Consider the following 13,580-nt stretch of genomic DNA (forward strand, 5'->3'; position numbering starts at 1 on the left):
CGGGTCAGCCGAGCGCGGCGAGCAGCGCCTCGACCTCGTCGCGGAGGTCGACGGCCCGGCGGTCCCCGAGCCCGGCTCGCACCCGCGCCTCCTCGCCGGGGAGGGCCTGCTCGGCCAGCGCCAGGACCGGCGCCCAGGCCAGGCTGGGCAGCTGCCGGTTGTAGCCGAAGACGTCGGCGCAGACCAGCACCCGCACGGCTCGCCGGGCCCGCTCGGCGTCCGGGTCGTCGGTCAGCTCCCAGGTCGCGACGGCGAACAGCAGGGTGCCGAAGATCGGGTAGTCCAGGAACCCGGCGGTGCCACCCAGGACGACCGGCGCCTTCCCCAGCAGGCTGCGCCGCAGGCCCGCGGCGTGCTCCCGCCGGCCGTGGCGTGCGTGCGCGGCGACGGCCGCCGCCTCGGCGTACAGCACCCACGGCTCGTAGCCCAGCGTCGAGCCGAACGCGGGGAAGCTGCGCGCGGACAGCGTCGTGACGGCGTCCCGGTAGCGGCGCAGCCCGTCGTCCACCCGGCCGGCGGCGAGGTCGAGCTCGGCGCGCCCGCAGAGCAGGATGATCGCAGCGCCGAAGATCCCGGACCCGGCCTCGTTGGCCTCGATCTCGTCGAAGATCCGCTCGGCCTCGGCGAGCCGGCCGTCCTGCATGGCTCCGACGGCGAGCACGGCCTTGAGCTGGGCGGCGTCCTCGTCGGCGCCGAGGGCCTCCATGACGGGGATGGCGTCGCGGGCGTAGCCGATCGCCTCGGTCATGTCGCCGACCTGCATGGTCAGCCCGGCCAGCTGGGCGCGCGCCAGGGCACCGGTCCACGGCCCGGACGCGTCGTCGGCGAGCTCGAGCGCCCGGAGCGCGCGCTCCCGGGCGAGCCGGACCTCGCCCTGGTTCTCGTGGAACTGGCTCGACCACTGCAGCGCGAGGCGGGCGACCGCCGGGTCGTCGTCGTCGCAGAGCTGCTCGAGCTGGTGCGGACCCGGAGCCCGGCCGTCGCCCGGGGTCGCGATGCCGCTGCGGGCGGCCAGCAGGACCCGCGCCGAGACCTCGCTGCGGCTGCGCGCGGCGCCCCACCCGACCCGCTCGAGACGGTCGAACGCCCGACCCTCCAGCGAGTCGGTGAAGATCATCGTGTTGAACGCGATCGCGACCAGCGTCGTGCGCAGCGCCTCCTCGAGGCCGGCGCCGACCTCCGCGTCGGCGACCAGGTCCTCGACCTCACGGGAGAGGTTGACGACCTTGAGGTGGCTGCCCTCGATCGTCCAGAAGTCCGACAGGCACGCCATGATCGCGACCACGGCATCGACGTCGCCGTCACGCACGGCGGCGCGCAGCACGTCGACGAGGTTGCCCTCCTCCGCCCGGATCGCCGCCATCGTCACGACCTGCTCGGGTCCGAACAGCCGGTCGTCCGCGTCGAGCGCGAACGCCGTCGCCCAGGCGCGCTGCCGCCGGCGCGCCTCGGCCTCGTCGCCGGCACCGGCCAGCTGCAGCTGGCCGAACTCACGGACCGTCTCGAGCATCCGGTAGCGCAGCTGGTCGCCGCGCTCCTGCACGGTGGCCAGCGACTGGTCGACCAGCGCCGACAGCGGGACCAGGGCATCGCCGTCGACGACGGCATCGGCGCCCTCGAGGGAGAACCCGTCACGGAACACCGCCAGCCGGCGCAGGGCGGCGCGCTGCTCCTCGTCGAGCAGGTTCCAGCTCCAGTCGATGACGGCGAGCAGGGTCTGGTGCCGCTCGGGAGCGTCCCGCGTCCCGCCTCGCAGGAGCGCGAACCGGTCCTCGAGGCGCCGCTCGATCTCGGCCACCGACATCACGCGGACCTTGGCCGCGGCCAGCTCGACCGCGAGCGGCAGGCCGTCGAGGCGACCGACCAGGCTGCGCACCTCCTGGTCGTCGAGCCGGGCGCCGGGTCGCGCTGCCGAGGCGCGCTCGTCGAAGAGCTCGACGGCATCGTCGAGGCCGAGCTGCGGCAGCTGGTAGATGCGCTCGGCCGCGATGCCGAGCGGGGCCCGGCTGGTGGTGAGCACCTGCAGGGCCGGTGTCCGGACCACCAGCACCGACACCAGCTCGGCCACGGCGTCGACGAGGTGCTCGCAGTTGTCCAGGACCAGCAGCGCCGGTGCGGTGCCGACCTGGTCGACGATCCGGCTGAGCAGGTCGGTACGGCGGGCGACGGCACCGGTCAGCCGCCCGGTGACCGACTCGCGGACGCCCAGCACGTCGCCGACCTCGACGGCCACGCCCTCGGGAGACGTCACACCGGCGAGCTCGACGAAGTGCACGACCGGCTGCTCGGCGAGCCGGCCCATCAGGTGGGCGATCCGGGTCTTGCCGAGGCCGCCGGCTCCCACGATGGAGGTGACCCGTGAGCTGCGGATCATCGTCTCCAGCGCGGCGACGTCCTGCTCCCGGCCGATCAGGCGCGACGCCTCGTAGAGCAGCCCCTCGCGGACCGGCCGGTCGCGCGCGAGGAGCTCGGCGTGCAGCGCCCGCAGCTGCGGGCTCGGGTCGACGCCGAGCCGGTCGGCGAGGTCGGCACGGTAGGTCTCGTAGCGGTCGAGCGCGGCCGGGACGCCGTGGACCCCCGCGACCGCCCGCAGGAGGGCGGTGAGCACCTCGTCGTCGGGCTGCGCACGCTCGAGGAGCGGCAGCGCCGCGGCGTACTCCCCGGCGGCCGCCCGCCGCAGCCCCTCGGGGCGCAGCACCCACGCGTCGACGTCCGTGTCGGCGAGCGCGAGGCGGTAGCCGCGGTTCGTGCGCTCGATGACCGTCGGGCCGGTCACGGCGCGCCCGCGGGACACCACGACCTGCAGCGCCTTCGTGGGGTTGACCGGGACGTCGTCGCCCCAGACCTCCTCGACCAGCGCCGACTCGCTCAGGCCGCGGGACCCGGCCTCCACCAGGGCACGCAGCAGCGCGCGGGTCCGTTCTCCGGGGACCGGCGCACCCTCCCAGGTGACCTCGTCGAGGACCGCGAGCCGCGGAGCTGCCGGCTCGTCAGGTCCGCTGGACGGCACCGGTCCGTTCGGCCGCGACCGCCACGGCCGCGTCGCGCGCGGCACCGGTCTCCTCCTCGGTGAGGGTCCGGTCGGGCGCTCGGAAGCGCAGCGCGAAGGCCAGCGACTTGCGTCCGGCGCCGACCTGCTCGCCGACGTAGACGTCGAAGAGCCGGATCGACTCGAGCAGCGGTCCGGCGCCGGCTCGCAGGGCGGCCTCGACGTCGGCGGCCCGGACGTCGTCGGCCACGACCAGCGCGACGTCCTCCTTCGCGAGCGGGTAGGTCGAGAACTCCGGTCCCGGGACGACGTCGCGGGCGAGCCGCAGCAGGAAGTCCAGGTCGATCTCGACGGCGGCGCTGCGAGGCGGCAGGCCGAAGGCCTGGCAGACCTTGGGGTGCAGCTCGCCGGCGTGACCGAGCTCGGAGCCACCGGCGCGGATCTCGGCACAGCGACCCGGGTGCCAGGGCGCACGCGTCGCGGCGACGGCATCGACCTCGACGCCGAGCTCGGCACCGAGGCGCCGGACCAGGCCGATCGCATCGGACCAGCCGGCCTCGCGCCCCGCGCCCCACCAACCCGCACGCTCGCGCTCACCGGCGAGGACCACCGCCAGGAAGAGCGGCTGCTCGGGGATCGTCTCGAAGAGCTTGGCCAGCTCGTCGGGGCTCGGGCGCCAGTCGACGCCGAAGATCGGCGCCGGCCCGCGGTCGACGGGGAACGCGACCGTGCCGGTCTCGAAGAGCGCCACGCCGCTCGCGCCACGTCCGAGGTTGCGCGCGGCGGCCTTCAGCAGGCCGGGCAGCAGCGTCGTCGTGTACGACGGCTCCTCGCTCGACAGCGGGTTGGCCAGCCGGACGGTGCGGCGCCGCGGGTCGTCCGCAGGCAGCCCGAGCGCGTCGAACGCGGCGTCGCCGACGAACGGGAAGCTGATCACCTCGACGCAGCCGGCCCCGGCCAGGGTGCGGCCGACACGGCGGCGCAGCCGCTGCTCGCGGGACAGCCCGCGGCCGGCGGCCTCGCGCGGCAGCACCGAGGGCACCTGGTCGTAGCCGACGATCCGGGCGACCTCCTCCACCAGGTCGAACGGGTCGACGAGGTCCGGGCGCCACGGCGGCGGGGTGGCGGTCAGCGTGCCGTCGCCCTCCTCGAGCTCGCAGCCCACGGCCGCGAGGTTGGCGCTCGTGGTGGCTGCGTCGATGTCGATGCCGGTCACCCGGGCCGGCAGGTCGTGGCGGATCGTGATCCGGGGACGCTCGGGGGGCGTGCCCACGACCGTGACGCCGGGGTCGGCCGAGCCGCCGCCGTACGTCGTCAGCAGCTCGACGACGCGGTCGGCCGCCGCCGGGGTGATCACGGGGTCGACGCCGCGCTCGTTGCGCTTGCCGGCCTCGGAGCTGATCTTGTGGCGCTTGCCGGTGCGGAACATCGAGACCGCGTCCCAGTGCGCCGCCTCGACGAGGACGTTGGTCGTCGTCGACGACATCTCGGTCGTCTCGCCACCCATCACGCCGCCGAGGCCGATGATGCCGGAGTCGTCGGTGACGACGAGGTCCTCGGGCGAGAGCGCGCGGTCGACGCTGTCGAGCGTCGTCAGGCGCTCGCCCTCGTGGGCCCGCCGCACCCGGATCGGGCCCTGGAGCCGGTCCGCGTCGTAGCCGTGGATCGGCCGGCCGGTCTCGAGCATCACGTAGTTCGTGACGTCGACGGCCAGCGAGATCGGTCGCATCCCGGCCTGCTGGAGCCGCCGCGCCATCCAGTCCGGGGTCGGTGCGGCCGGGTCGAAGCCGGTGACCCTGCGGGCCACGAACACCGGGCAGCCGGCCGTATCGTCGACGACGACCGGGTAGCCGGCGTCGTTGGCCTCCGGGACCACGCGGTCGGCGGGGTCGCGGTACGGAGCGCCGTAGGCCAGCGCTGCCTCGCGGGCGATGCCGCGCAGGGAGAGCGCGTAGGCCCGGTCCGGGTTGATCTCGAACTCGATGACCTCCTCGCGGAGGCCGAGGACGTCGAACGCGTCGTCACCCGGCTCACCGGCGTCGGCCGGCAGCACGATGATCCCGTCGTGGTCCTCCCCCAGCCCGAGCTCGCGGGCCGAGCAGATCATCCCGGCCGAGACGTGGCCGTAGGTCTTGCGCGCGGAGATCTCGAACCCGCCGGGCAGCACGCCGCCCGGGAGCACCACGACCACGAGGTCGCCCGGGGCGAAGTTGTGTGCGCCGCAGACGATGCCCTGCGGCTCGCCGGTGCCGTTGGCGGCGCCGACGTCGACGGCGCACCAGTTGATGGTCTTGCCGTTCTTCTGCGGCTCGGGCTCCATCGTGAGCACGCGGCCGACGACCAGCGGGCCGCTGATGTCGGCCCCGGCGCTCTCGATCGCCTCGAGCTTGAGGCCGAGCGCGGTCAGCCGGTGGGTGAGGTCCGCGGTGGTCACGTCGGCCGGCAGGTCGACGTACTCGCGGATCCAGGAGGCAGGCGCCTTCATCTGGTCACAGCTCCGTTCCGAAGGCGGTGGTGAAGCGGACGTCGCCCTCGAAGAGCTCGCGCAGGTCCTCGATGCCGTGGCGGAACATCAGGGTGCGGTCGATGCCCATCCCGAAGGCGAAGCCGGTGTAGCGCTCCGCGTCGACCCCGCAGGCACGCAGGACGCGCGGGTTGACGACCCCGCAGCCGCCCCACTCGATCCAGCCCTCGCCGCGGCAGGTGCGGCACGGCGCGCCGTCGAGCTCGCCGGCACCGCGGCACACGAAGCAGACCAGGTCGACCTCGGCGCTCGGCTCGGTGAACGGGAAGTACGACGGGCGGAACCGCGTGCTGATGCCCTCGCCGAACATCTGCGCGGCGAAGTGGTCGAGGGTGCCCTTGAGGTGCCCCATGGTGATGCCCTCGTCGACGGCGAGGCCCTCGACCTGGTGGAACACCGGGCTGTGCGTGGCGTCGTACTCGTCGGTGCGGAAGACCCGTCCTGGGCACACGACGTAGATCGGCGGCGTGCGCGAGAGCATCGTGCGGGCCTGCACCGGCGAGGTGTGGGTGCGCAGCACCAGGTGGTCCTCGGGCGGGTCGGTCCAGAAGGTGTCCTGCATGGTGCGGGCGGGGTGGTCCGGACCCAGGTTGAGCGCGTCGAAGTTGAGCCACTCGGCCTCGATGACCGGGCCCTCGGCGACCTCCCAGCCCATCGCGACGAAGATGTCGGCGATCAGCTCGGCGCCGGTGGTCAGCGGGTGCCGCGCACCGGCCGGCACCCGGTCGGTCGGGAGCGTGACGTCGACGGTCTCCTCGACCAGCATCCGCTCCTCGTGCTCGGCCTCGAGCACCGCCTGGCGCGCGGCGAGCGCCTGGTTGACCGCACCGCGGGCCTGACCGATGCGCTGGCCGGCCTCCTTGCGCGCCTGGGGCGGCAGCGCCCCGATCTCGCGGTTGGCGAGCGCGAGCGGCGAGCGGTCGCCGGTGTGGTCGATGCGCACCTGCTTCAGCTCGGCGAGGTCGGCAGCGGCCGCGATCGCGGCGAGCGCCGCGTCGCGTGCGGCCTCGACCTCCTCGGGCTTCAAGGCGGTGACCTCCACGGGGTCGTAGTCGGTGTTGGGACCGGACACGGGGTGAAGTCTAGGAACGCGTCGGTCGCGGGCGCGAACCGGTTCCACCCGATGCGCACCGCCACCACGACCCGCGGGCGACAATCGGGGGGTGAGAACACCCCACACCGGGCGCACGATCGGCCTGGTCGCCCTCGTCTTCGCCCTGATCTGCCTGGTCGGCGGCGCCGGGGCGGCGGCCGCCGTCGAGTCCGACACGGTCCCGAGCTTCTGGGGTGGTCTGTGGTGGGCGCTGTGCCTGATGACGAACCTCGGGTTCGTCTACGGCCGACCGCACAGCGCGACCGGCGCCGTGGTCTCGGTCGTGCTGATGATGACCGGCTTCCTGCTGCTCTCACTGCTGAGCGCCACCTTGGCGGCGATGTTCATCCGCGCCGAGGCCGAGCCGGCGGAGCGGCTGAGCACCGACCTCGAGCGGGAGATCCTCGGACGCCTCGACGAGATCTCCCGTCGGGTCGAGGGCCTCGAGCAGCGGCTACCCGACAGGGAATGAGTCGACCGGGAGCATCACGGTCACCCGGGCTCCCCCACCGTCCGCGTCGCCGATCGTGGTCGTGCCCCCGTGCGCCTCGACCAGGCCGTGCACGAGGTAGAGCCCCAGCCCGGAGCCGCCACTGCGCCCGGACCTCCAGAACTTGGTGAAGACCCGGCGGCGCAGCTCGGGGTCGATCCCCTCGCCCTCGTCCGCCACGACCAGCCGGAGCCCGGAGACCCCGGGCGCCTCGCCCATCGGGTCGAGGGCGACCCGGACGGTGCCGGAGCCGTGCCGGACGGCGTTCTCGACGAGGTTGGTGACCACCTGGACGAACTTGTCCGGGTCGACCGTCACCCGCGGGACGTCCGGCGCGACGGTCAGCTCGATCGGCCGGCTGGTGCTGGCGCCGACCGACTCGACCACCCGGCGCACCAGCACCTCGGGCTCGACCGGTCGCGGGTGCAGCTGGAGCCGGCCGGTGTCGATGCGTGCGACGTCGAGGAGCTCCGCGATCAGCCGGCTCAGCCGGTCGGCGTCCGCGCTGACCGTGGTGAGCATCAGCTTCTTCTGCTCGTCGTTGAGCTTGTCCCAGCGGTTCAGCAGCGCCTGGACGAACCCCTTGACGCCGGTCAGCGGCGACCGCAGCTCGTGGGCGACCGTCGCGACCAGGTCGGAGCGCTCCCGGTCCAGCCGGGCTCGGCCGCGACCGGACCGGATGCTGACCGCGACCTGCTCGACCGGTCGGTCCAGCGCAGGTCGGTGCAGCCGGGCGACCACGAGCACCTCGGTGCCGTCGGGGAGCAGCCAGGACTGCTCGGGCACGGCCGTGCGCGTCGCGAGCCCGTCGTAGGGCTGGTTGGTGGAGCACCAGTCCCGACCGTCCTGGTCGCGGAGGGCCAGCACGTCGGCCAGGGGCCGCCCGGGGGCCCGGGCCGGGTCGACCCCGAGGTAGCGGCCGGCGACGGTGTTGACGGCCACCACCCGGCCGTCGGGACCGGCCAGCACGGCGCCGTCCGCGAGCGCGTCCAAGGCGTCCACGGCCGTCACCCTAGGCCATCAGCGCGCAGCGACACCGGCATGGACGACGGCAGCGCGCAGCCGGCGCGCCCAGGGGTCGCCGGCCCGCACGAAGGCGGCCGGCCGGCCGACCGGTGCGGACACCGTCAGGGTGCGGTCGCCGGCGTACCGGGTGCCGGTGAGCAGGTGCACCCAGGTCCCCGGGGGCAGCGTGACCTCGACGCGCCGAGCGCCTTCCTCGAGCACCGGCGCGACGAGCAGGTGGGCGCCGAGGAAGAACTGCCGGTCCGAGTCGGCGGCCGCGGTCCCGGGGACGACCAGCCAGCCGGGCCGCACCGCGGGCAGGCCGGTGCGGGTCGCCTGGTCGACGACCGAACGACGGTACGGCGCGAGTGCCGCGAACAGACGGGTCGCCCAGGCGAAGTCGCGAGCGGACGCACGGGTCGAGAACACCTGCCGGTTCGCGTCGGGACGGTTGCCCTCGTGGGTGCGCATGACGACCCCGAACGCCTGGTACTCCGCCCACCGCTGGAGCAGGTCGGGACCGCGGACGTAGTCCTTCACGAACGCGTTGACCGAGGTGTAGCCGCCGATGTCGGAGTGCACGAGCGGCCAGCCGGACACGCCGGCCGACAGCGTGCCGAGCAGCGCCGAGGCGAGCCCGTCCTGCCGGCTGTAGGTCACCAGCTGGTCGCCGTTCCAGAACAGCGGGGCCGACGCGGCCTGTCCGAGCGCGCCGCTGCGGAACCAGGTCACGCACCGGGGCTGGTCGGCGAGCCGGCAGGCCTGCCGGACCGTGCGCGCCCACAGGGTGGGCCACCGGTTGTGCAGCGCAGCCGCGGAGCCCGCGTGCAGCCGGGCGTCGAACGGCAGCCCCTCGGCGAAGTCCGCCATGAAGCCGCTGACCCCGTCGGCGAGCACGTAGCGGGCGATGGTCCGCGCGTACCAGGCGCGGGCGGCCGGGTCGGTCAGGTCGACGAGCGAGGCCTCGAACTCCCCCTGGTCCAGGAGGTACGGCGCACCGTCCGTCGTCTCCACCAGATAGCCCCGGTCCCGGGCGTCCGCCCAGAGGTTGCGGATCGTCGGGTCCCCCTTCGGGGCGGCGTCGACGAGGAACGGGTTGACGTAGGTCGTGGTGCGGATGCCCTGCCGGTCGAGTCGGCGGACCAGCTGCTCCCAGTGCGGGTAGCGCTTGCGGTCCAGCTGCCAGGTCCACCAGAGCCGGTCCCCGAAGGAGGTGGTGCGCTTGCCCGTCCAGTCCTGGAGCCAGACCCCGGCGACGTCGGTCCCGGCGTCGAGCAGGCGGTCGAGCTCCCGCTGGACCTCGCGGGTGCCGCCCTGCAGCCCCACGATCGCGCCGGCGGTCGCCCATCGGGCCAACGGCGGACGACGGTCCCCTGCCTGCTGCGCGACGACGAGCTGCGCCGGGGTCGCCGCCGCCGAGACCTGGGCCGCCATGGACGGCGACCACAGCTCCAGGGCCACCGCGTCCGGGGTGCGCGTGTCCGCGACGGCGAACGCGGAGGACGACGGCCGGCTCGCGTCCAGCCGCAGGCCGCGGACGTCGTCGGTCACGAACGACGGCCAGGCGGCGTAGGTCATCGCCTCGGTGCCGCCGGCCCCGTGGTTGGTCGCATCGGCCAGGTCGGTCAGGGGCTGCTCCCCGCGACCCACCCCCTGCTCGCGGACGACGAGCGGCACCAGCCGGCCGTCGAGGTCGAAGTCGGTGAACTGCTCGCCGAACCCGTGCACACCGGCACCGGCGCTGCGGCCGGAGACCAGGACCACGGAGGTCAGCGGCGTGGCCGCGGAGGTGGTGACCTCGACCGCCGCGCCGTCGGCCGGACGGGGACGGACCGTGAGCTCGTACGACGCGTCGCCGGCCGGGGCGACCGCGCCGGTGAGGGTCCCGCTGACGGTGACCGCGTCGTCGGTGACCGCGACGGCGTCGACGGACTGCTCGGTGAGCCGGTCGGTGTACGAGACCGTCGGCCAGAAGTAGCCCCGGTGCTCCTCCCAGGCCACCGCGCCCCGGCCACCGGCGACGAACGCGCTGCCGAGCGGCGACGACCAGACGGTGCGGTCCGCCACCGCCGCCTCCAGACCGTCCACGGACACCGTGACGGTGACGCCGCCGGCGGTCCAGGTCCCGACGGCCGCGGGGTCGACGGTCAGGGCACCGGGCGGGACCGTGTCCAGCGTGTCGACCGGGACGCCCGGCGCCGCTCGCGTGGCCGGGGACGCCTCTCCCGCGGGGACCAGCAGGAGCGACGCCAGCAGCGCCAGGGACGCGATCAGCAGCAGGCGCGGTCTCAGCACGACCCGCGACCCTACCGGCGTTGCGCCTGCGCCGAGGCGTAAAGGCAGACGGCGGCGGCGGTCGAGAGGTTGAGGCTCTCGGCCCGGCCGAGGATGGGGATGCGGACGCGGTGGTCCGCGGCCGCTGCGAGGTCGGGGTCGAGCCCGTGCGCCTCGTTGCCGAGCAGCCACGCGGTCGGCCGGGCGAGGATCTCGTGGGCGTCGAAGAGGTCGACCTCGCCGTGGGCGTCGGTGGCGAGCACCGAGAACCCGGCGGCCTGGGCGGCGTGCACGGCCTCGGCGGCCCCGACGCCGGTCGCGACCGGGAGGTGGAAGGCGCTGCCGGCGCTGGCCCGGACGGTCTTGCCGTTGTAGAGGTCGACCGAGCGGCCCGCCAGGACGACACCACCGGCGCCGGCGGCGTCGGCGCACCGGATCACGGTGCCGGCGTTGCCGGGGTCGCTCACGTCGGCGCAGAGCGCGACGTACCCACCGACGAGCGCCCGGTCCAGCGGCACGTCGAGGAAGCGGCACAGGGCGACGACGCCGGCAGGCGTGACCGAGTCGGTCAGCGCCTTGAGCGCCCGCTCGTCGACCCAGGTGAGCGGGACCCCCTCGGGGAGGTCGGGGAGCGAGTGGTCACGGTCCGGCTGGACGAAGACCTCCACCGCGACGCCGGCGGCGAGCGCGGCCTCGACGGCGTTGCGGCCCTCGGCGAGGAAGAGCCGCCGCTCGGAGCGTTCCGAGCGACGGCTCAACCGACGCAGCTGCTTGACGCGGGCGTTGCCCGCCGTCAGGACGGTGATGCTCAGGCCGAGACCTTGGGCGCGTTGACGTCCTCGGGCAGGGCGGCCTTGGCGGTCTCGACGAGCGCGTTGAACGCGGCGACGTCGTTGACGGCGAGGTCGGCGAGGATCTTGCGGTCGACCTCGACACCGGCCAGGTTCAGGCCCTGGATGAACCGGTTGTAGGTCAGGCCCTGCGCACGCGCGGCGGCGTTGATGCGCTGGATCCACAGGCGACGGAAGTTGCCCTTGTTCTTGCGCCGGTCGTTGTAGCTGTAGACCAGCGAGTGGGTGACCTGCTCCTTGGCCTTGCGGTAGAGCCGCGAGCGCTGGCCGCGGTAACCGCTGGCGCGCTCGAGGACGACCCGGCGCTTCTTCTGGGCGTTCACTGCCCGCTTGACGCGTGCCACTGTCTTACTCCTTGTTGCTCTCAGTACTCGGGTGCGGGGGTCGCGACGTGCTCGACCACCGGGTTCGTGCCGGTGCCACGGCGGGCGTGGTCACCGACGGGTGGGCGAGGTCAGAGACCCAGCAGCTTCTTCGCGCGCTTGACGTCGGCCTTGGCGACCTCGGTGGTGCCGCTCATGCGCCGGGTGACCTTGGAGGGCTTCTTCTCCAGGTTGTGGCGCAGCCCGGCCTTCTGGCGCCGGATCTTGCCGGACCCGGTCACGCGGAAGCGCTTGCTCGCACCGGAGTGCGTCTTGTTCTTCGGCATCTGTCTCTCTCTTCTCGTCCTGCTCTGGTTCGGTGTCCCGGCACGCTGGACCACGCACGTGGTCCGGCCCGGTCCACGGGACCGGTCTGGTCTCAGGCCTCGATCTCGGGATCGAGGTTCTCGGAGCGGCCGCGCTCCTTCTTCTTCGCGACCGGCCCGGCGGCGTGGGCGGCGTCGCGCTCGGCGCGCTCCTCGGCCTCCACGGCGGCCCGCTCGGCGGCGCGCGTCTCCTTCTCGGCCTTCATCTCGACCTTGGCGTCGGCCTTCTTCTTGTGCGGGCCGAGCACCATGATCATGTTGCGCCCGTCCTGCTTGGGCGCGGACTCGACGAAGCCCAGCTCGCTGACGTCCTCGGCCAGGCGCTGCAGCAGCCGGAAGCCCAGCTCGGGCCGGTGCTGCTCACGACCGCGGAACATGATCGTGATCTTGACCTTGTCGCCGGCGCGCAGGAACCGGACCACGTGACCCTTCTTGGTCTCGTAGTCGTGCGCGTCGATCTTGGGACGAAGCTTCATCTCCTTGATGATCACGTTCGTCTGGTTCCGACGTGCCTCACGGGCCTTCTGCGCGTTCTCGTACTTGAACTTGCCGTAGTCCATGAGCTTGCAGACGGGCGGCTTGCCCTGCGGGGCGATCTCGACGAGGTCGAGGTCCGCCTCCTGGGCGAGCTTGAGCGCCTGGTCCGTGGGAACGATGCCCACGGTCTCCCCGTTGGGTCCAACGAGACGGACCTCGGGAACCCGGATCCGATCGTTGATTCGAAGCTCGGTGCTGATGTGTCCTCCTGTGGCCATGCGATCGGAGGTCCCCCACCGTCCCGCAGCCCCCGAAGGCTCGCGAAATGACAGAAGGCTTCCGCTGTCAGCAAGCGGAAGCCAGTCCGACGACTCCCCACCGGGGGGAACGTCACCTACCGGCCCGGGTCTCCTCACGTACGGCGTACGTGCGAGGCCGAGGGCCTTCAGGACCGGACCCGACGACCTGTGGAGCAGGGCGGTCGATGCGGGTGGGAGGCGGTCGTGCGAGCCTCCGCTTGTAGATCCGTCCCACCGCGTGCACGGCGGAACTGATCGGTCAACGCTCGATGCTACTCGATGATTCCTCGTCCGGCCGAATCCAGGCGGACCGCTCGCCCAGGCGGGCCAGCGTCCAGCCCTCCGCGAGCCGCACCAGGTCGTCGCCCTCGACCACGAAGCGCACCGGCCCGGCGACGTCGACGACCAGGGCCGCCGCCCCGTCCTGGATCGCCGAGCGGGCGGCCAGGGCGGTCGCGACCGGCACCGGACGACCGTCGGGGTTCCAGGCACGGAGCGGGCCGGTGCCGGTGAAGGCGAGCAGCGCGAGCCGGCCGTCCGCGCCCCGCAGCAGCACCGTCGCCATGTCGCTGGTCTTCTCGCGGGCCAGGCCCGCCTCGTCGACCTCGACCTCGCCGAGCACCGCGACCACCGGCACCAGCACCCGGGACCGCTGCAGGGCCGCGAGCGCCTCGACGTACGACGTGGTGCCGGCCGCCCACCCGGCGAGGGCGTCGACGACCCCTCCCGGGGCCGAGCCGTCGTCGTCGGCGAACCCCGGATCGGGGATCACGCGGTCCTCACCCGGCTCGATCACCCGTCGATCGTCCCGCACGCCGCCGACCGCAGGCACATCGGCACGGATGTGAGCCACCGCACGTCCATTGTCGACTGTCTCAGTTGATTTAACT

Annotated in this window: 11 protein-coding genes; 1 reads left to right on the forward strand and 10 read right to left on the reverse strand. The window is 73.7% G+C overall.

Annotation, left to right across the window (positions count from 1 at the left end; genetic code table 11):
- Positions 1 to 4: 4 nt before the first annotated feature.
- Genes ACILQ5_RS14260 through pheS form a run of 3 tightly spaced genes read right to left on the reverse strand, consistent with a single transcriptional unit; the run spans position 5 to position 6,585 of the window.
- Positions 5 to 3,055, reverse strand: coding sequence for an ATP-binding protein (locus ACILQ5_RS14260; protein ID WP_395658680.1), 3,051 nt, complete (start codon positions 3,053 to 3,055; stop codon positions 5 to 7).
- The gene (gene pheT / locus ACILQ5_RS14265; protein WP_395658681.1) at positions 2,991 to 5,474 is read right to left on the reverse strand and encodes a phenylalanine--tRNA ligase subunit beta; all 2,484 of its coding nucleotides are present in this window, start codon (positions 5,472 to 5,474) and stop codon (positions 2,991 to 2,993) included. The genes ACILQ5_RS14260 and pheT overlap by 65 nt, the downstream gene beginning before the upstream one ends.
- A 4-nt stretch (positions 5,475 to 5,478) precedes the next feature.
- Positions 5,479 to 6,585 (reverse strand): phenylalanine--tRNA ligase subunit alpha, encoded by a 1,107-nt coding sequence (pheS, locus tag ACILQ5_RS14270; protein ID WP_395658682.1) that lies wholly within the window; start codon positions 6,583 to 6,585, stop codon positions 5,479 to 5,481.
- 91 nt (positions 6,586 to 6,676) lie between these two features.
- Here pheS and ACILQ5_RS14275 point away from each other — a divergent pair, with 91 nt between their 5' ends.
- Complete coding sequence (locus ACILQ5_RS14275) at positions 6,677 to 7,078, forward strand: ion channel (RefSeq protein WP_395658683.1); 402 nt, start codon at positions 6,677 to 6,679, stop codon at positions 7,076 to 7,078.
- Here the strand turns inward: ACILQ5_RS14275 and ACILQ5_RS14280 are convergent.
- The 7 genes from ACILQ5_RS14280 to ACILQ5_RS14310 all read right to left on the reverse strand — a co-directional run bounded on the left by ACILQ5_RS14280 (position 7,061) and on the right by ACILQ5_RS14310 (position 13,486).
- Positions 7,061 to 8,098 (reverse strand): ATP-binding protein, encoded by a 1,038-nt coding sequence (locus ACILQ5_RS14280; protein ID WP_395658684.1) that lies wholly within the window; start codon positions 8,096 to 8,098, stop codon positions 7,061 to 7,063. The two genes, ACILQ5_RS14275 and ACILQ5_RS14280, sit on opposite strands and share 18 nt — an antisense overlap.
- 18 nt (positions 8,099 to 8,116) lie before the next feature.
- On the reverse strand, positions 8,117 to 10,396 hold the full coding sequence (locus tag ACILQ5_RS14285) for an alpha-glucosidase (protein WP_395658685.1): 2,280 nt from the start codon (positions 10,394 to 10,396) through the stop codon (positions 8,117 to 8,119).
- 11 nt (positions 10,397 to 10,407) lie between these two features.
- A complete protein-coding gene (locus ACILQ5_RS14290) occupies positions 10,408 to 11,187 on the reverse strand; it encodes a TrmH family RNA methyltransferase (RefSeq protein ID WP_395658779.1) in 780 nt (259 codons plus the stop codon).
- Entirely contained in the window at positions 11,184 to 11,570 is a 387-nt protein-coding gene (gene rplT / locus ACILQ5_RS14295; protein WP_395658686.1) for a 50S ribosomal protein L20, read from the reverse strand. Before rplT ends, ACILQ5_RS14290 begins: the two co-directional genes overlap by 4 nt.
- A 110-nt stretch (positions 11,571 to 11,680) precedes the next feature.
- Positions 11,681 to 11,875 carry a 50S ribosomal protein L35 gene (gene rpmI, locus ACILQ5_RS14300; RefSeq protein ID WP_371302015.1) on the reverse strand — a complete coding sequence of 65 codons (195 nt, stop codon included), beginning with the start codon at positions 11,873 to 11,875 and terminating at the stop codon, positions 11,681 to 11,683.
- A 92-nt stretch (positions 11,876 to 11,967) separates the two neighbouring features.
- Positions 11,968 to 12,669 (reverse strand): translation initiation factor IF-3, encoded by a 702-nt coding sequence (gene infC, locus ACILQ5_RS14305; RefSeq protein WP_395658687.1) that lies wholly within the window; start codon positions 12,667 to 12,669, stop codon positions 11,968 to 11,970.
- Between the two features lie 280 nt (positions 12,670 to 12,949).
- Positions 12,950 to 13,486 (reverse strand): SseB family protein, encoded by a 537-nt coding sequence (locus ACILQ5_RS14310; RefSeq protein WP_395658688.1) that lies wholly within the window; start codon positions 13,484 to 13,486, stop codon positions 12,950 to 12,952.
- Positions 13,487 to 13,580 lie beyond the last annotated feature (94 nt).

This window comes from Nocardioides sp. (assembly GCF_044226305.1).
Lineage (GTDB): Bacteria > Actinomycetota > Actinomycetes > Propionibacteriales > Nocardioidaceae > Nocardioides.